Annotated in this window: 18 protein-coding genes; 12 read left to right on the forward strand and 6 right to left on the reverse strand. The window is 61.7% G+C overall.

Going from position 1 to position 17,197, the window contains the following annotated elements:
* Positions 1-102 precede the first annotated feature (102 nt).
* The 12 genes from Q1A06_RS08610 to Q1A06_RS08665 all read left to right on the forward strand — a co-directional run bounded on the left by Q1A06_RS08610 (position 103) and on the right by Q1A06_RS08665 (position 10,169).
* Complete coding sequence (locus tag Q1A06_RS08610) at positions 103-333, forward strand: hypothetical protein (RefSeq protein WP_299561609.1); 231 nt, start codon at positions 103-105, stop codon at positions 331-333.
* Positions 334-361: 28 nt separating this feature from the next.
* A complete protein-coding gene (locus Q1A06_RS08615) occupies positions 362-1,240 on the forward strand; it encodes a branched-chain amino acid aminotransferase (protein WP_299561612.1) in 879 nt (292 codons plus the stop codon).
* Positions 1,241-1,322: 82 nt separating this feature from the next.
* On the forward strand, positions 1,323-1,778 hold the full coding sequence (locus Q1A06_RS08620) for a universal stress protein (protein WP_299561615.1): 456 nt from the start codon (positions 1,323-1,325) through the stop codon (positions 1,776-1,778).
* Positions 1,779-1,870: 92 nt separating this feature from the next.
* The gene (locus tag Q1A06_RS08625; protein WP_299561618.1) at positions 1,871-2,431 is read left to right on the forward strand and encodes a NifU family protein; all 561 of its coding nucleotides are present in this window, start codon (positions 1,871-1,873) and stop codon (positions 2,429-2,431) included.
* A 13-nt stretch (positions 2,432-2,444) separates the two neighbouring features.
* Entirely contained in the window at positions 2,445-3,041 is a 597-nt protein-coding gene (gene tsaB / locus Q1A06_RS08630) for a tRNA (adenosine(37)-N6)-threonylcarbamoyltransferase complex dimerization subunit type 1 TsaB (protein ID WP_299561621.1), read from the forward strand.
* Positions 3,038-3,457 carry a GNAT family N-acetyltransferase gene (locus Q1A06_RS08635; protein WP_299561624.1) on the forward strand — a complete coding sequence of 140 codons (420 nt, stop codon included), beginning with the start codon at positions 3,038-3,040 and terminating at the stop codon, positions 3,455-3,457. The genes tsaB and Q1A06_RS08635 overlap by 4 nt, the downstream gene beginning before the upstream one ends.
* A 151-nt stretch (positions 3,458-3,608) precedes the next feature.
* On the forward strand, positions 3,609-4,604 hold the full coding sequence (locus Q1A06_RS08640; RefSeq protein ID WP_299561627.1) for a BMP family ABC transporter substrate-binding protein: 996 nt from the start codon (positions 3,609-3,611) through the stop codon (positions 4,602-4,604).
* A gap of 112 nt (positions 4,605-4,716) precedes the next feature.
* A complete protein-coding gene (locus Q1A06_RS08645) occupies positions 4,717-6,312 on the forward strand; it encodes an ABC transporter ATP-binding protein (RefSeq protein ID WP_299561630.1) in 1,596 nt (531 codons plus the stop codon).
* Position 6,313: 1 nt separating this feature from the next.
* Positions 6,314-7,426: an ABC transporter permease gene (locus Q1A06_RS08650; protein WP_299561633.1), complete on the forward strand. Its 1,113-nt coding sequence runs from the start codon at positions 6,314-6,316 to the stop codon at positions 7,424-7,426.
* A gap of 4 nt (positions 7,427-7,430) precedes the next feature.
* Positions 7,431-8,402 (forward strand): ABC transporter permease, encoded by a 972-nt coding sequence (locus Q1A06_RS08655; protein ID WP_299561635.1) that lies wholly within the window; start codon positions 7,431-7,433, stop codon positions 8,400-8,402.
* Positions 8,403-8,490: 88 nt separating this feature from the next.
* Positions 8,491-9,402 (forward strand): sulfite exporter TauE/SafE family protein, encoded by a 912-nt coding sequence (locus Q1A06_RS08660; protein ID WP_299561638.1) that lies wholly within the window; start codon positions 8,491-8,493, stop codon positions 9,400-9,402.
* A complete protein-coding gene (locus Q1A06_RS08665) occupies positions 9,402-10,169 on the forward strand; it encodes a TIGR02186 family protein (protein ID WP_299561641.1) in 768 nt (255 codons plus the stop codon). The genes Q1A06_RS08660 and Q1A06_RS08665 overlap by 1 nt, the downstream gene beginning before the upstream one ends.
* Positions 10,170-10,175: 6 nt before the next feature.
* Here the strand turns inward: Q1A06_RS08665 and Q1A06_RS08670 are convergent, their stop codons facing one another.
* The 6 genes from Q1A06_RS08670 to Q1A06_RS08695 form a co-directional block, all read right to left on the reverse strand.
* Positions 10,176-10,874: an SDR family oxidoreductase gene (locus Q1A06_RS08670; protein ID WP_299561644.1), complete on the reverse strand. Its 699-nt coding sequence runs from the start codon at positions 10,872-10,874 to the stop codon at positions 10,176-10,178.
* Positions 10,871-12,409, reverse strand: coding sequence for an AAA family ATPase (locus Q1A06_RS08675; RefSeq protein ID WP_299561647.1), 1,539 nt, complete (start codon positions 12,407-12,409; stop codon positions 10,871-10,873). Before Q1A06_RS08675 ends, Q1A06_RS08670 begins: the two co-directional genes overlap by 4 nt.
* Positions 12,410-12,451: 42 nt before the next feature.
* A complete protein-coding gene (locus Q1A06_RS08680) occupies positions 12,452-13,087 on the reverse strand; it encodes an acyl-homoserine-lactone synthase (protein ID WP_299561650.1) in 636 nt (211 codons plus the stop codon).
* A gap of 99 nt (positions 13,088-13,186) precedes the next feature.
* Entirely contained in the window at positions 13,187-13,906 is a 720-nt protein-coding gene (locus tag Q1A06_RS08685; RefSeq protein ID WP_299561653.1) for an autoinducer binding domain-containing protein, read from the reverse strand.
* A gap of 371 nt (positions 13,907-14,277) precedes the next feature.
* Positions 14,278-15,558, reverse strand: a complete 1,281-nt coding sequence (gene ccrA, locus Q1A06_RS08690; protein WP_299561658.1) for a crotonyl-CoA carboxylase/reductase — start codon at positions 15,556-15,558, stop codon at positions 14,278-14,280.
* A 113-nt stretch (positions 15,559-15,671) separates the two neighbouring features.
* Positions 15,672-17,114: a 1-acyl-sn-glycerol-3-phosphate acyltransferase gene (locus tag Q1A06_RS08695; RefSeq protein ID WP_299561661.1), complete on the reverse strand. Its 1,443-nt coding sequence runs from the start codon at positions 17,112-17,114 to the stop codon at positions 15,672-15,674.
* Positions 17,115-17,197 lie beyond the last annotated feature (83 nt).

The following is a 17,197-nucleotide window of genomic DNA, read 5'->3' on the forward strand; positions in this document are numbered from 1 at the left end:
TGATGGACGGGAGGGGCCAGTCCGATCACCACAGCGTGCGAGAAGCCGCAAGGAGCAGTTAGTTGCCTTGCGTCGTCGCGCGGATCAGGTCATCTTGCAGCTATGTTTACGATAGAGCACGAATTCGATGCGACCGTGATCACGCTGGTCGATGAAGGGGAGACTCCCCTGCAAGAAGACGTGATCCTCAACGCGTTCGACAGCCAGATCACCATTGAACAATGGGATGCAAAGACGGATCGGGTGCTGCGTATTACGCTATCGCCGAACCAGCTGCGCGATCTGGCGGCGGCATTGAACCTGCCCGAAGGCATATATCACAGCGCGCCCTGACCGCGCCCGCACAGCGAAAGTTACTTCTATGGCCACGGGCACACATATACGGACCTTTTTCGAAGGCACCTGGCACGACGGCGACCTGAGTGTGATGAAAGCCGCCGATCACGGTGCGTGGCTCGGTACGACGGTGTTCGACGGCGCGCGGCTTTTCGATGGGCTCGCGCCGGATCTGGAGGCGCATTGCGCGCGCATAAACCGTTCGGCACAGGCGCTGATGATCACGCCGACGGTCGACACCGAAACCATGGTCGCCACGGTGCGCGAAGGGCTTGCCGCCTATCCGCGCGAGGCTGCAGTGTACATCCGACCGATGTACTGGGCGTTGGAAGGCGACGACCTGGGCGTCGTGCCGCGCGCTAACGCAACCGGTTTCGCCATTTCGCTCGAACAGATCCCGATGGCCTCGCCTGAGGCCGCATCGAGCCTGACACGCACGCGGTTTCGGCGGCCTGTTCTTGAGGACAACGTGGTCAATGCCAAGGCCGGCTGCCTTTATCCCAACAACGCGCGCATGTTGGCCGAAGCCCGGTCCAAGGGGTTCGGCAACGCGCTTGTGGCGGATGCGATGGGAAACGTCGCCGAAAGCGCCACCGCGAATGTGTTCATGGTCAGGGACGGCGAGGTCTTCACCCCGATCCCCAATGGCACGTTTCTTGCCGGAATCACCCGCGCACGGCACATGAAAAATATGCGAGACGATGGCATCAGGGTCCACGAACGGGTGCTCGGCTTCGATGATTTTCACGCCGCCGACGAGATTTTCCTGTCCGGCAACATGATGAAAGTCACGCCGATCAGGGCGTTCGACGAAACGACCTACGAGGTGGGCGGCAACGGCAACCCCGTCACCCAGCGTGTGCGCGAAATGTATTGGGACTGGGCCGCCAGCGAACGCCGATGACGCCCCTGCAGCTTTGGGGCAAAAGCCAATTGCATCGCGGCGGGGCGCGCGCCATGATCCGCGCTGACTTGGGGAGAGTACAATGCGCAAGTTTCTAGTGGTTCTGGACGACAGCCGCGAGTGTCTGAACGCCATGCGGTTCGCCGCGATGCGCGCCTCGAAAACCGGCGGCGGGGTCAAGGTACTGTCCGTCATTCCGCCCGAAGAGTTCAACCACTGGATCGGCGTGGGCGACATCATGCGCGAAGAAGCCCGCGAGCGGATCGAAGTGCATTTCGAGGTTTTCGCGAAATGGATGCGGGACCGGCAGGGGGTCGATCCCCAGCTGGTGATCCGCGAAGGGCAGCCGGTGGACGAGATCGTCGCACAGGTCCGCGAAGACAGCGAGATCGGCGTTCTGGTCCTTGGTGCTGGGGTCGATGGCAAGGGGCCCGGCCCGCTTGTCACCCAGCTGACGCGCAATGCAGGCACCCTGCCGATCCCGATCACCATCGTGCCCGGCGATCTGAGCAAGGAACGGCTTGAAGCGATCACCTGAGACCCCGATCACACTTTAGAATCATTCCAGATACCTTGACATCGCGGCCCTTTATCCGCATATCTGGAACAGCCCAGATGGAGACCGTCCGCATGTTTATCCAAACCGAATCGACACCCAATCCCGCCACCCTCAAGTTCCTGCCCGGCCAGACGGTTCTGGACATGGGCACGGCGGACTTCCCGACGGCAGACACCGCCGGAAGCTCACCGTTGGCCACGCGTCTGTTCGGCGTAGAGGGTGTGACCGGCGTGTTCTTCGGCACTGATTTCGTCACCATTACCAAGAACGACGAGTTGGATTGGGACCATCTCAAGCCCAGCCTGCTCGGCGCAATCATGGAGCATTTCCAGTCCGGGCAGCCCGTCATGGGCGCGGATCATACGCCCAAATCCGGCCATGCGGAGCATGACGGCGAGGACGGGGCTATCGTCGGCCAGATCAAGGAGCTGCTCGACAGCCGCGTGCGTCCCGCAGTGGCGCAGGATGGCGGCGACATCACGTTCCACGGCTTTGATCGCGGCGTCGTCTACCTGCACATGCAGGGGGCCTGCGCGGGCTGCCCCTCCTCGACCCTGACGCTGAAGATGGGCATCGAGAACCTGCTGCGCCACTACATTCCCGAAGTGACCGAAGTGCGCCCCGTCGCCTGATCGGGACAGACGTATGATCCTCGGATTCGATACGTCCGCCGCGCATTGCGCGGCGGCACTCTTGCAAGGTGACAAGATCATCGCGCGCGCGCATGAACCGATGGCCAAAGGCCAGGCCGAGCGGCTCATGGTCCTTGTTCAGGATCTGCTGGACCAGTCTGGCACGGCACTGAGCGATCTCGATGCGATCGGGGTTGGCATTGGTCCGGGCAACTTCACCGGCATTCGAATCGCCGTTTCCGCCGCACGGGGTCTTGCGCTTGGCCTCTCCATACCGGCGGTCGGCGTGAGCGCGTTCGACGCGCTGCACTATGGCACCCAGGCGCCATGTCTGTGCGCGGTAGATGCACGCCGCGATATGGTTTTCGTGCAGGGGTTCAACACCCCCGCCTACCAGTCTCCATCGCTGCAATCCATATCGGTGCTTGCAACCTCGGACGCGCCGGTGATCGGTGCCTTCGGTGCCGCACCCGTACATTTCGTCGCCGACGCCATCGCGCATCTGTGCCTGGAACGCTATGCGCAGACCACAACACGGCCCAGCCCGTTATACATCCGGCCAGCCGATGCTGCCCCCGCGCGCGATGCGCCGCCCCGGATTCTGGTGTGACGCCCGCTGACATGGCACGCATCCACGCCGCCGCCTTCATCCATGATCGCGGCTGGCAGGCGCAGGAGTTCGAGGCGCTTCTGCTCTCTCCACATATCACCGCGTTCACCGAGCCTGAGGCCTTCGCGCTGACCCGGACGCTGGCCGGCGAATCCGAGCTGATCACGCTCGCGGTGCATCCGGCACATCGGCGCCGCGGCCTTGCCCGCGGTCTGCTGGACCGCTGGCTTTCCGCTTCCTCGGGTCCCGCCCAAACCGCATTTCTCGAAGTCGCGTCAGACAATGACGCGGCCATCGCCCTGTACCAAAGCGTGGGATTCGAGCAGTCGGGTTTGCGGCGCGCCTATTATGTCCGCAAACCGGCCCCGGCCGTAGACGCGGTTCTGATGACGAAGACGCTGACGCGAGGGCAATAGCGCCCTGCACCCGCCGCAAACCAAGAATCCGGTTGACCCCATGCCCTTTAGCGCCGCAAATTTGGTGCAGCGTCGCGCAAGCAGACGTGCGACCGGGCAGACGGGCCATCGCGATGGCCCCGGCCCCAATTCTATAACCTGGGAGAAACCAATGACCCTGATGACCAAATTTCTCGGCGCTGCCGCCGCGACAGCGCTGAGCGCGGGTGCCGCACTGGCGGAACCTGCGCTGATCTTCGATCTGGGCGGCAAGTTCGACAAATCCTTCAACGAAGCCGCCTTTGCGGGTGCGCAGCGCTGGGCGGAAGAAACCGGAGAAACCTTCCGCGAGATCGAGCTTCAATCCGAAGCCCAGCGCGAGCAGGCGCTGCGCCGCTTTGCTGAAGCGGGTTCCAATCCCATCGTGATGACCGGCTTTGCTTTCGGCGACGCATTGGGCCAGGTCGCCACAGACTATCCGGATACCGATTTTGTCATCATCGACATGGTTGTCGATCAGCCGAACGTCCGCTCTGTCGTGTTCAACGAGCATGAGGGATCCTACCTCGTCGGAATGTTGGCGGCACAGGCTTCCCAGACCGGCACGGTGAGCTTTATCGGCGGCATGGATATCCCGCTGATCCGTAAATTCGCCTGCGGCTATGCCGAGGGCGCGCTGGCGGTGAACCCCGAAATCGAGGTGATCGCGAACATGACCGGCACGACCCCTGCCGCCTGGAACGACCCCGTGAAAGGCTCCGAGCTGACGAAGGCTCAGATCAGCCAGGGCTCAGACGTGGTCTATGCCGCGGCAGGTGGCACCGGCGTCGGCGTGCTGCAAACGGCAGCCGATGAGGATATCCTGTCGATCGGCGTGGATTCCAACCAGAACTACCTGCACCCGGGCAAAGTCCTGACCTCCATGCTCAAGCGGGTCGACAACGCCGTTTATCAGGCATTCAAGGAGGGTGCCGGCATGGAAAAAGGCTTTAACGTGATGGGCGTCGGCAACGGTGGCGTCGGCTACGCAATGGACGAATACAACGCGGACCTCGTCACCGAAGAGATGCAAAGCACCGTGGACGAAGCGGCCGCGAAGATCTCCAGCGGCGAACTTGAAGTCCACGACTACATGTCCGACGACAGCTGCCCTGTGCTGAGCTTCTGACCGATCCGACAGAAGACAGGCCGCGTCGGGACACTCGACGCGGCCCTTTTTCCAGCGATCCTCCGCCAAGGCCCGCAGCCCTGTAAATGCGTGCCACACCAAGGACTGCCTCATGACCTCCGATCCCGCCATCGAACTCAAAGGCATTTCCAAGGCCTTCGGCCCGGTGCAGGCGAACAAGGATATCTCGATCCGCGTCATGCCCGGCACCATCCACGGCATCATCGGCGAAAACGGCGCGGGCAAATCCACGCTGATGTCGATCCTCTACGGCTTTTACAAAGCTGATAAGGGCGAAATTTTTGTCGCGGGCAAGAAAACCAACATCACCGACAGCCAGGCTGCAATCGCTGCAGGCATCGGCATGGTTTTCCAGCATTTCAAGCTGGTCGAGAATTTCACCGTACTTGAAAATGTCATTCTGGGGGCCGAGGACGGGCGGTTGCTCAAACCTTCCATCGCCAAGGCCCGCCGCACGCTTGTGGAACTGGCGGAGGACTACGGCCTCAACGTCGAGCCCGATGCGCTGGTACAGGACATCGGCGTCGGCATGCAACAACGGGTCGAGATCCTCAAGGCGCTCTACCGGCAGGCGGATATTCTCATTCTGGACGAACCGACGGGCGTTCTGACGCCTGCGGAGGCCGACCAGCTTTTCCGCATTCTCGACCGGTTGCGCGCGGAGGGCAAAACCATCATCCTGATCACCCACAAGCTGCGCGAAATCATGGATATCACCGATACCGTCTCGGTCATGCGGCGTGGCGAGATGACGGCAACGGTCAAAACCTCCGAGACATCACCCGCCGAACTGGCCGAACTGATGGTGGGGCGCAAGGTTCTCTTGCGGGTCGACAAGACACCCGCCAAACCGGGGCCTGTCGTGCTGGATGTCCAGAATCTGCACGTCAAGGACGAAAAGGGCGTCGAGCGGCTGCGCGGCATTGATCTACAGGTGCACGCGGGGGAAATACTGGGCATCGCGGGTGTCGCGGGCAACGGGCAATCCGAACTGCTCGAAGTGCTGGGCGGCTACGCCGACGGGACCGGTACGATCACAGTGAACGGCGAATCCATCGACCTGAGCGGCGCGAAGTCCGACGGCCAGTCGCGCCGTGCGCGCGGCATCGCGCATGTCCCCGAAGATCGCCAGCGCGAGGGCCTGATCATGGATTTCCATGCCTGGGAAAACGTCGCCTTCGGCTATCATAACGATCCTTCCTACCGCTCCGGTATCCTGATGGACAACGCCGCGATCCGCGCGGACACGGAAGGTAAGATGGCGCGGTTCGACGTCCGTCCGCCCGACCCCAAACTGGCCGCCAAGAATTTCTCGGGCGGCAACCAGCAGAAAATCGTGCTCGCCCGCGAGATCGAGCGGAACCCCGATCTGTTGCTGATCGGCCAGCCGACGCGCGGCGTCGACATCGGCGCAATCGAATTCATCCACCAACAAATCGTCGCCCTGCGCGACAAGGGCAAGGCGGTGCTGCTCGTCTCGGTCGAACTTGACGAGATCATGGCGCTGTCGGACCGGATTGCGGTGATGTTCGACGGGCAAATCATGGGCGAGCGTCTGCCGTCGGAAACGGATGAGAAAGAGCTTGGGCTGTTGATGGCCGGCATCACGGACACCGGGGCTGAACACAGCGTGGCTGAGGTGCAGGGCAATCTCGCCCATGTGCACGCAGCGGAAAAAGGGGTCTGAGATGGATGTGATGCCAAAATGGGCCGAGGTGATCCTCGTGCCGCTGATCTCGCTTCTGCTCGCGGCGGTGCTGTCGGCGCTGGTGATCCTCGCAATCGGTGAAGATCCTGTCGCTGCGGTCAAGCTGATGGTCAACGGTGCGCTGGGGTCCAGCTATGGGTGGGGCTATACGCTTTATTACGCGACCAACTTCATGTTCACGGGGCTGGCCGTGGCCGTCGCCTTTCACGCGCGCCTGTTCAACATCGGCGGGGAAGGACAGGCCGCACTCGGCGGTCTGGGCGTCGCACTTGCCTGCCTCTATATCCCATGGCCGCATTGGTCGCTGGCGCTGATCGGAGCAACAGTTGCCGCCGGGCTGTTCGGCGCGGCGTGGGCCGCGATCCCCGGGTGGCTTCAGGCCCGGCGCGGCAGCCATATCGTCATCACCACCATCATGTTCAACTTCATCGCGGCGTCCCTGCTTAACTACGTGCTGGTCAACATGCTTCGTCCGCAAGGGTCGATGGACCCGGCCACCGCCCGTTTCCCGGAGGCCGTCAACCTGCCGACGCTGCACGATCTGCTCGCCCCGATCGGCATCAGTTTCTCCAAGGCGGCCCCCGCAAACGTCTCGCTGCTGGTCGCCGTTGCGGCCTGTGTCTTGATCTGGTTGCTGATCTGGCGCACCCGACTTGGCTATGAAATCCGCTCCTACGGCCATTCTGAATCGGCGGCGCGCTACGCCGGAATGCCGCCGACCCGGATCATCATGATCACCATGCTGATCTCCGGCGGGCTGGCCGGGATGATGGCGATCAACAACGTCATGGGAGAAGCGGAGCGGCTGGTGCTGAACTCCGTCGAGGGTGCCGGGTTCATCGGCATCGCCGTCGCGCTGATGGGCCGGTCGCATCCGTTCGGCGTCTTCATCGCCGCGATCCTGTTTGGCTTTCTCTATCAGGGCGGGGCCGAGCTTGCGCTCTGGACAACGATCCCGCGCGATCTGATCGTCGTGATCCAGGCGCTGGTGATCCTCTTCACCGGCGCGCTCGACAACATGGTGCGGATGCCGCTTGAGCGGGTCTTCCTGTCTCTGCGCCGCGCGCCCAAGCCCGAGCGCAAGGAGGTCTGAGCAGATGGACATGTATCTTACCCTGATCCAGTTGCTCGATTCGACGGTGCGCCTTGCCACGCCTCTGCTGCTGGCGTGTCTGGCTGGCCTGTTTTCGGAACGCGCGGGCATTTTCGACATCGGCCTCGAAGGCAAGATGCTGGCCGCCGCGTTCTTTTCCGCCGCCGTCGCGGCATTGACCGGATCGGTCTGGGTCGGGCTGCTGGCGGGCATCGCCGCCTCGCTGGCGCTGAGCGCCATCCACGGCATCGCCTCGATCACCTTTCGCGGCAATCAATTGATCTCCGGCGTTGCGATCAACTTCCTCGCGGCGGGCATGACGGTATTGATCGCCCAGGCGTGGTTTCGACAGGGCGGACGCACGCCCTCGCTGATCGGCAATGCCCGGTTCGAGCCTGTCACCCTGCCCTTTGCCGAAGCCCTGCAAAACGTACCCTTCATCGGACCGCTTTATTACGAGCTGATCTCGGGGCATTCCGTGTTGGTCTATATGGCGTTTGCCGCTGTGCCGCTGACCTGGTGGATCCTGTTTCGAACACGGTTCGGTCTGCGCCTGCGCGCGGTCGGAGAAAACCCCGCGGCGGTCGATACCGCCGGCGTCTCCGTCGTCGGTCTGCGCTTTGCCGCCGTGGCGATCTGTGGCGTGCTGTGTGGTGTCGCGGGCGCCTACCTCAGCACCGCGCTGCAAGCCGGGTTCGTCAAGGATATGGCGGCGGGGCGCGGTTTCATCGCACTCGCCGCGCTGATCTTCGCCAAATGGCGGCCGTGGCACGCGCTTTATGCGACGCTGTTGTTCGGCCTTTTCGGGGCGCTGGAAACGCGCCCCGACGTGATCGAATCGCTGATCGGGATGAAGGTGCAGGGACAACTACTTGCCGCATTGCCCTACGTCATGACGGTGATCATCCTTGCCGGTTTTGTGGGCAAGGCGATCCCGCCCCGGGCCGGTGGCGAACCCTATGTGAAAGAGCGATAGGACCGACAGGGAAGATGGTTTATATCCTATGCAAGCTTGGGCCGGATCGCTTGTTGATCTAGGGCTCTGGTACGCCTAAGGGAACGCCATGCAGATCTACCTTCCCATTGCCGAAGTATCGGTCAACGCCTTCCTGCTACTGGGCCTGGGGGGGATCGTGGGTATCCTTTCGGGCATGTTCGGCGTGGGCGGCGGATTTCTGATGACGCCGTTGCTGTTTTTCATCGGCATCCCCCCCGCCGTGGCCGTCGCCACCGAAGCGAACCAGATCGTCGCGTCGTCCTTTTCCGGCGTGCTCGCCCATTTCAAACGCAAGACCGTCGATCTGAGGATGGGCACCGTGCTGCTTGTCGGTGGTCTGGTCGGTGCCGCGTTGGGTGTGATGGTGTTCAACTATCTCAAGGCGCAGGGCCAGGTCGATCTGTTGGTCAAGCTCTGCTACGTTGTTTTCCTGGGCGTCATCGGCGGGCTGATGTTCATCGAAAGCCTCAAAGCCATTCGCAACACCAAGCGCGGCAAAGCCCCCAAACGCAAAAAGCACAATTGGATCCATGGCTTGCCGCTGAAAATGCGGTTCCGGGTCTCGGGCCTGTATATTTCGGTCATCCCGCCGCTGATCGTCGGTGTCGCCGTCGGTGTGCTGGCCGCGATCATGGGGGTCGGCGGCGGTTTCATCATGGTCCCCGCGATGATCTATCTGCTCGGCATGCCGACCAAGGTCGTCGTCGGCACGTCGCTGTTCCAGATCATCTTCGTCACCGCCTTCACGACGATGCTGCACGCGACGACGAACTTCACTGTCGACATCGTGCTGGCCGTTCTGCTGCTGGTCGGCGGTGTGGTGGGGGCACAGATCGGCACGCGGATCGGGATCAAGATGAAGGCCGAGCAACTGCGCATCCTCCTCGCCATCATGGTTTTGGTCGTCTGCGGTAAACTGGCCCTTGAGTTGCTGCTGCAACCGGCCGAGTTGTACTCCATCGGGACGGAGGGCCATTGATGCGCGGGTTTTTCGCCATGATATCGTGCTGGGTGCTGCTTGCCTCCGTCGCAGGCGCCAAGGAAGAGGTCGTTCTGGGGCTCAGCCGCAACACCGTGTCCATTACGACAAACTTCGATGGCTCCGAAATTCTTGTCTTTGGCGCGGTAAAGCGTGAAACTCCGATTCCCGCCGGATCGGACCTAGAGGTGATTGTCACGGTCGCCGGCCCGTCCTATCCGGTGCTGGTGCGCCGCAAGGAAAAGCGGTTCGGCATCTGGGTGAATACGGATGCGGTCGAGGTGGACCGCGCGCCGTCCTTCTACGCGATCAACACCTCCGGCCCGCTGGACGACATCCTGTCCGCCGTCGAGGACCAGCGCCACAAGATCACCATCCCGCAAGCGATCCGGTCCGTCGGCGCACCGCAAAGCATCAGCGATGCAGGTGCCTTTACGCAATCGCTGATCCGGATCCGCAAGAAATCCAACCTGTACCAGCGCAACGAGGGCGCGGTGACGGTCGAGGAACAGACGCTTTTTCGCACCTCCGTCACCCTGCCCGCAGCCCTGACAGAAGGCGGCTATGACACCCGCATCTACCTGATGCGTGGCGGGTCGGTCGTGGCGCAGTACGAGACCATCATCGATGTGCGCAAGGTCGGGCTGGAGCGGTGGCTGTTCAAACTCTCGCGCGAGCAATCGTTGATCTATGGCCTTTTGTCGCTCGCGATTGCCATCGCGGCGGGCTGGGGCGCGTCGGCTGTGTTCGGACTGCTGCGCCGCTAGGACAGCTTAGCCGCGTCCGAGAAACGGCATCTTCGTCGCCATAACGGTCATGAACGGAATATTGGCCGACAGAGGCAGGCGCGCCATGTGCAGCACGGCGGCTGCGGCGTGCGACACATCCATCGTCTGCATATCCGGGTTCGCGGTCTTGAGACCCACCAACAGCTCACTTTCGGCATTGCCGATGTCGATCTGGCCCGCCGTGATATCAAAGGGCCGCCCGTCGAGCGCGAGCGATTTCGTCAGACCGGTAATCGCGTGCTTGGTCGTGCTGTAGCAGATCGTATTCTCGCGAGGTGTGTGCGCGGAAATCGACCCATTGTTGATGATCCGCCCGCCGCCCCCCTGCGCGCGAAAGCGGCCAAACGCCAGCCGCGCGGCAATGAACATGCCGCGCAGGTTCACGCTCAGCACGTCTTCCCAAACCTCGAGCGGCACCTCGTCAATGGGAACGGACGGCCCGAAAACACCGGCGTTGTTGAACAGGACATCCAGCTGGCCAAACCTGTCGAAAGCGGCGGCCATCGCATCGCCGTCCGTCACATCCGCAGGCAGGGACACAGCATTCGGATGATCATCCGCCACCTCCGCGAGCCGCTCCGCGCGCCGCGCGACCATCCCCACGCGCCATCCGGCCTCAAGAAACGCCTCCGCCGTGGTGCGGCCGATGCCGGAACTGGCGCCGGTGATCAGGATCGACTTCATTCCGTTTCCTCCTCGGCTGCATTCAAGGTCAGCGGCGCTGCGGGCGTGGCACGCAAATCGTCGATCTGAAGCCCTGCCGTCGGCTTTGACAGCCGGTTGCGCACCACCCAGATCAGCCGCTCCTGCGCGCGGGTGATCGCAACATAGGCAAGCCGTTTCCACAGCGGTTGGCCTGCTTCCATCCGCCCCATACGGGCGGCGGCATACAGATCGGGCGCAAACACCTGCACCGTGTCCCACTGGCTGCCCTGCGCCTTGTGGATCGTCACTGCGGCACCGTGCAGAAACGTCGCCCCCATGCGCGCCGCGAAGGGGATGAACGGCTCTTCCTCGTCGGGTTTCTCGATCTTGACGATGCTCGCGGCCGACACCTGCGGGTCCTCCGCCCCCATCACATGCAGACGGCTGAACCCCGGCTTGCGCCCGGCCCCCAGATAGATCACCTGCGCGCCCTTGATCAGGCCGCGCGCTTCGAGGTCAAGCCGCTTCTTGCGGTGCTTGAGCGGCAATTCGATCCCGTCGCAAATGAGCGGCTCTCCCTCCAGCAACGCATCCTCGGGCGCGCCGTGCACCGCGCGGAACGCATTGATCAAACGGATGCGCGTGGCGTTGCGCCAGACCAGCACGGGGCTGCGCGCCATCAGGTCGACCTCGACGCGCTGTCCCCAGACAACACGCGGATCGCGTTTGGAGGCATCCTCGACCATCCGCTCGAAATCCTCGAACCGCAGATCAGGATCGGCCAGCGCATGGGCCAGATCGAGGATCGGGTTGTCGGCCTCCTGTCGGAAAATACGGTCAAGGTTCATCACACGTTTTTCGGGCAGTTTCTCGAACACCATCGTGCCGGATTGCCCGACGGGGGCCAGCTGTGCCGGATCGCCGAACAGCAAAAGCGTGGGAAAGATCTCCTTGAGATCCTCGAACTGCTTGTCGTCCAGCATCGAGGATTCGTCTACGAACCCAATGTCCAATGGCTCTTCGCGCCGCTTCCAGCCAGTGATGAAATCACTGCCGCGCAGCCCGGCGGCGGCAAGCGCGCCGGGGATGGATTTGTTGTTGGCATAGAACGCCGCGGCGCGGTCCAGTGAAAGATCGCTCAGCCCTTCGATCACAGGCCGCTCGCCGTTGCCGGACAGCCATTCCGCGATCTTTTCGTATTCGGGATCGTACACCGGCGTATAGAGAATCCGGTGGATCGTGGTGGCAGGCACCCCGCGCAGGCGCAGAACACTCGCGGCCTTGTTGGTCGGTGCCAGGATCGCAAGGCTGCGCTTGTCCTTGCGCTTGCGCGATTCATATTCGCCCGACACGATATCGACGCCCGCGTCCTCCAGCGCGCGGTACAGTTCAGCCAGCAGCAGCGTCTTGCCCGATCCGGCCTTTCCCGTAACCGCCATCACCTGATCGGTGTTGCCCTTGGAAGGCATCAACAGCGCATCGTCCAGATTGATGCCTGCCGATTGCAGCATGGCGGCCACCGCATCATGTGCGGCGGCCTGGTCGTCGGAATAAGTCAGTTCGGTTTGCGTCATGGCGCGACACTAGGCGCATGGCGCAGAAGGGGCCAGAGCCGTTCAGGCCGAGCGGGCAAATTCCAGTTGCGGCTGCGCCCCGAACGCGCGTTCGAACCACAGGCGCGACATTTCCGGCGCGATCCCCGCCCGCGCGGCCACCCGCGCCTGCGCCTCGCGCCCGAATTGCCACAGGCCGACGCTGATCTTGTCACGGCCGGTCCCGGCACTGCCCAGGATCACCGGAGAGGATCCCACACGCTTGTAAATCCTGACCATCCGCGCATCGAACACGCCGACGAACTGCTCGACACCGAAACCGGTCATCAGCTCGCCTCCACCCAGCATCAGCGCCGCAGCGACATGCGGCCCCTGCCCCGGCGCCATGCAGAACCGGGTACATTCCCAGATCAGCGGGTTGCGCACCGGCGCGTCGATCAGATCGGCGAAATGATCGTTGACCATCACCGGTCCGACCGTCGGCAGAAACCGCATGGAGCCGCCATGACCGCCTTCGGGCGTTTCCCATATCACGTAAAGCGGATTGAGCGTATCGTATTCATCGCGCTCATGGCCCCGCCCGTCAACGGAGACGTCCCAGCCAAGGCGGGTGTAGAACTGGTCCGCGCGGTGGCGAAACATCTGGTCGGCAAGTTTCGGAAATTGGTCGAGTTGATCGGCGTAGAGATAACGCAACATTCGGGATTCCCCTGTAACATCTGAAAGATGCACAAAGGATTACACTGCCGCGCGTTAAGGACGCTCTAGCGCAACGCGCTCAGGGCCGCAACGATGCCCCTATACCACGATCAATCCGCGGCTCATGGCGCGCGCCACCGCGTGTGTCGTGTTGAGCGCGCCCAGTTTGAAACGCGCGCTTTCGATATACACCCGCAAAGTGTGTTCAGAAATGGAAAGGGTGTTCGCGACCTGCGCACGGCTGTATCCGATCGCAAGCAGGGTCATCGCATCGATTTCGCGCGGTGACAGAGCCTGTGGCTGCCTGTCGCCCCGGTCGGGCTCGAATTCCAGAGCCTTTTCGTTAAAGTAATGCGCAATCAGGATCAGATCGCGACGGTGAGTCTGGGTGAATTTGATCCAAGTCGCATCATCGCATGTGGAATTAAGCGTAAACAGGGCGAATTGCCCGTTGGGTCCGCGGATCGGGATCGAATAGCCTTGACTGCCAATGCCGTGCGCCACAGCATCGTCGCGAAATTCGCGTGCAGCGCGGCTACGCCAGTCGAGTTGCTTCCAATCGACCGGATGAAAGCGTTGATAGCATCCCTGGATGACAGGATCGATACGCAGGTAGTTTTCGGTAATATAGCGCTTCTGCCACTCTTCCGAATAGCTGCCGCACCCGTATTGATCGCCTGCGGAGTCGACCCAATGATACACGACGTGATCGACGTCATAGAACTTTTTCAGCGTCTGAGTGACGCTCTGCATATCCTCAAGGTTAACGGCCTGTTCTAAGGTGCTGAGAACCCGTTCCAGTTTGAGCTTGTTTGCCATCCGCGTATTTCGCAGACCCCTCATTCTTCATCGCGATCTCGGCCGTGGCAATCAAGGCGGTGTCGTCAAGCTGTTCCGCCAGGCGAGGCAAATCATTGGCTTGGGCGAATGCGCGCAAATCGGCAAGAACGTCTAAAATCCAGTCACTTCGCATCCCAATGTTCCCTTTTTAATGGTTAACAGCAAGTTAATTCAATCATAGCATGTATCAATCGCTTGCTTCCACTCACAAATATTTCCTCCCCAGAAATAGCGAGTGAGAACAATACCAAAACATTGATCGCATTGAATTGGTTTCAGAAACGTAAACGCCCTGCGAATTGCTTGCGCGATTCGCAGGGCGTTGAGCTTTCAGGGCCGTTCGGCGCTGCTTATTTACCGGCTTCCACCGCGTCTTCGAGCGTGCGCAGTCCGGTCTTGGGGGCCTGGACCAGCACCGCCATATTGCCGGGCTTGTGCTCGTTGCGCTGCATCTTCATGTGCGCTTCGGGCAGATCGCTCCAAGTGAAAACCTCCGACATGCAAGGGTCCAGCCGCCGCTCCAGCATCAGCTTGTTGGCCGCCGACGCCTGCTTGAGATGGGCAAAGTGCGAGCCCTGCAAACGCTTCTGGTGCATCCACATGTAGCGCACGTCGAACGTGAGGTTAAAGCCGGACGTACCGGCGCAGATCACAACCATCCCGCCTTTTTTCACCACGAAGGTCGATACCGGGAACGTCGCCTCGCCGGGGTGTTCGAACACCATGTCGACGTTCACGCCCTTGCCGGTGACGTCCCAGATCGCCTTGCCGAATTTGCGCGCCTCGGTAAACCATGTGGCGTATTCGGGCGTATTCACGGTCGGCAGCTGCCCCCAGCAGTTGAAGTCCTTGCGGTTCAGTACACCCTTGGCGCCCAGGTCCATCACGAATTCGCGCTTGCTTTCGTCCGAGATCACACCAATCGCGTTCGCGCCTGCGGTGTTGATCAGCTGGATCGCATAGGAGCCAAGCCCCCCCGACGCACCCCAGACCAGCACGTTCTGTCCCGGCTTGAGGTCATGCGGCTCGTGGCCGAACAGCATCCGGTACGCCGTCGCCAGCGTGAGAGTATAGCACGCCGCCTCTTCCCACGTCAGATGCTTGGGGCGGGGCATCAGCTGCTGCGCCTGCACATTGGTGAACTGCGCAAACGATCCGTCGGGCGTTTCATAGCCCCAGATCCGCTGGCTGGGCGAATACATCGGATCGCCCCCGTTGCACTCTTCGTCGTCGCCGTCGTCCTGGTTGCAGTGGATCACGACCTCGTCGCCCACTTTCCAGCGTTTCACCTTGTCCCCCACCGCCCAGACGATGCCGGAGGCATCCGAGCCCGCGATGTGGTAGGGCTGCTTGTGACCGTCGAACGGCGAGATCGGTACGCCCATTGCGGCCCACACACCATTGTAGTTCACGCCTGCCGCCATCACGAGCACCAGAACGTCGTGGCTGTCGAGCTGTGGCACGTCGACGACCTCCTGCAACATGGCCTTGTCAGGATCGCCGTGGCGTTCGCGGCGGATCGTCCAGGCGTACATCTGCTTCGGCACATAGCCCATCGGGGGCATTTCACCGACCTCATAGAGATCTTTTTCAGGTGCTTCGTACTGTGCGATATTCGTGTCCAGTGCCATGTCGGCCTCCTACAGGAATTTTTGTGTGCCGCAGCGCAGAATCGCAGCGATTAGGGGATAGATAAAGGAGGACTGCGCAACATTGCAACCTCCCGACCTTTCATTTTGTAACTTTATGACCCTGCGGTTGCAGAAAAATCCCTCGCACCCGCAGCATCGGCAGGATCCTCGCGCACCGGGGTATCTGGGTTCACGGTTTGCGCCCCATCAGGGAGAAAGTGCGCAATGGAATTGGCGTAGAATTCCGCCGCCCCTTCCTCCCCGCGTGAAATGACCCATTTGCCGTCCGCTTTCTCGATCATTCCGTGTTGCTGCATGTGACGGCACGCCCGCGACACCTCCGCGCCGGTCTTCTGAAAGTCAAAGGTAATATTCTGCCGCGGCATCTGCGCGATCAGCTTGGCCACAGCCGCCTCCAGTTCCATCACGTTCAGCGGCCCATCCGCCAGCAGCACCGCAGAGACGAGTGGCACGCCCAGAACGGGCATCACCTTTTCGATCCGCTCCATCAGGGCCTTCGAGAGTGTTTCCACGTCATCAACCGTGCCGTAGGCCCGCATGCTGACCGGATCGCCAAACGCGACCGCCGCCGTCCCGAACCGCGTGTCATGGCCCCGCAGACGCTCCCAGAACTTGCGCAGGATAAAGGCCACGATCACGGAGATGCGCGCGCCAAAGCGGCGATCACCGCGCGCATGGGCGGCCATAAGTACACGGTCTTCGAGAACGCGGTCGTAATTGATCGCGACCGGGATAAAAACGATGTCGCGCTCGCCCTTCGGATCAAAACCGTCGACAAGATAGCTCAGCAGCCCCACCTTGGGCGGTTGCAGTTTGCCGGTCAGGCTCAGCCCGCCTTCGGGATAGAACGCCTGTGTATCGCCGCCGTTGGTCGCCATCTGGACATAGCGCGACAGCACCTTGCGATAGAGGCCCCCGCGCGACCGGCGGCGAATGAAATAGGCCCCCCACAACCGGATCAGCGAGGACAGCGGCCAGACCCGCGCCCACTCCCCCACGGCATAGCTCAGCGTGGATGTCTTCGACGCGAGATATGTCACCAGCACATAGTCCATGTTGCTGCGGTGGTTCATCACGAACACCGGCGTCGCGTCGGCGGGGATTGACGCAAAGATCACATCGTTGGAATCCGCCGTGCGGATCCGGTAGACGCTGCTGGCCAGCAGTTTGGCAACCCGCATTGCAAAGCTGAAATAGGCAAAGGCGGAAAAGCTTGGCACGATTTCGCGGGCGTATTCCTGTGCCTTCTGAAACGCCACGTTTTCCGGCACATGATTTTCGCGCGCGTAAACCGCGATCTCGCGGGACACTTCGGGGTCATAGATCAATCGTTGGATCATGTCGTGACGTCGGGCCAGCTTGAACGGCTGGATCGGGCGTTTGAGCCGGGTGTTCAGCCGGGTGACCGCCCGTTCGAACCGACGTCGGAAAAACCAGCGCACCGATGGCAGCAGAAAATGGCTTAATGCCGTGACGGCCGCGAACAGCACGATCAGGACAAAAAGCCAGAGAGGAAGCTGTACGGTCTGGGTCATGGCCTACACCCTTGCAGCGCACGACCCGAAGGACAATAACTAACTCGCCAGCGGCTGCGGCCCCGTTGTCAGGATTGTTCGCT

Source organism: uncultured Sulfitobacter sp. (assembly GCF_947497275.1).
Classification (GTDB): Bacteria; Pseudomonadota; Alphaproteobacteria; order Rhodobacterales; family Rhodobacteraceae; genus Sulfitobacter.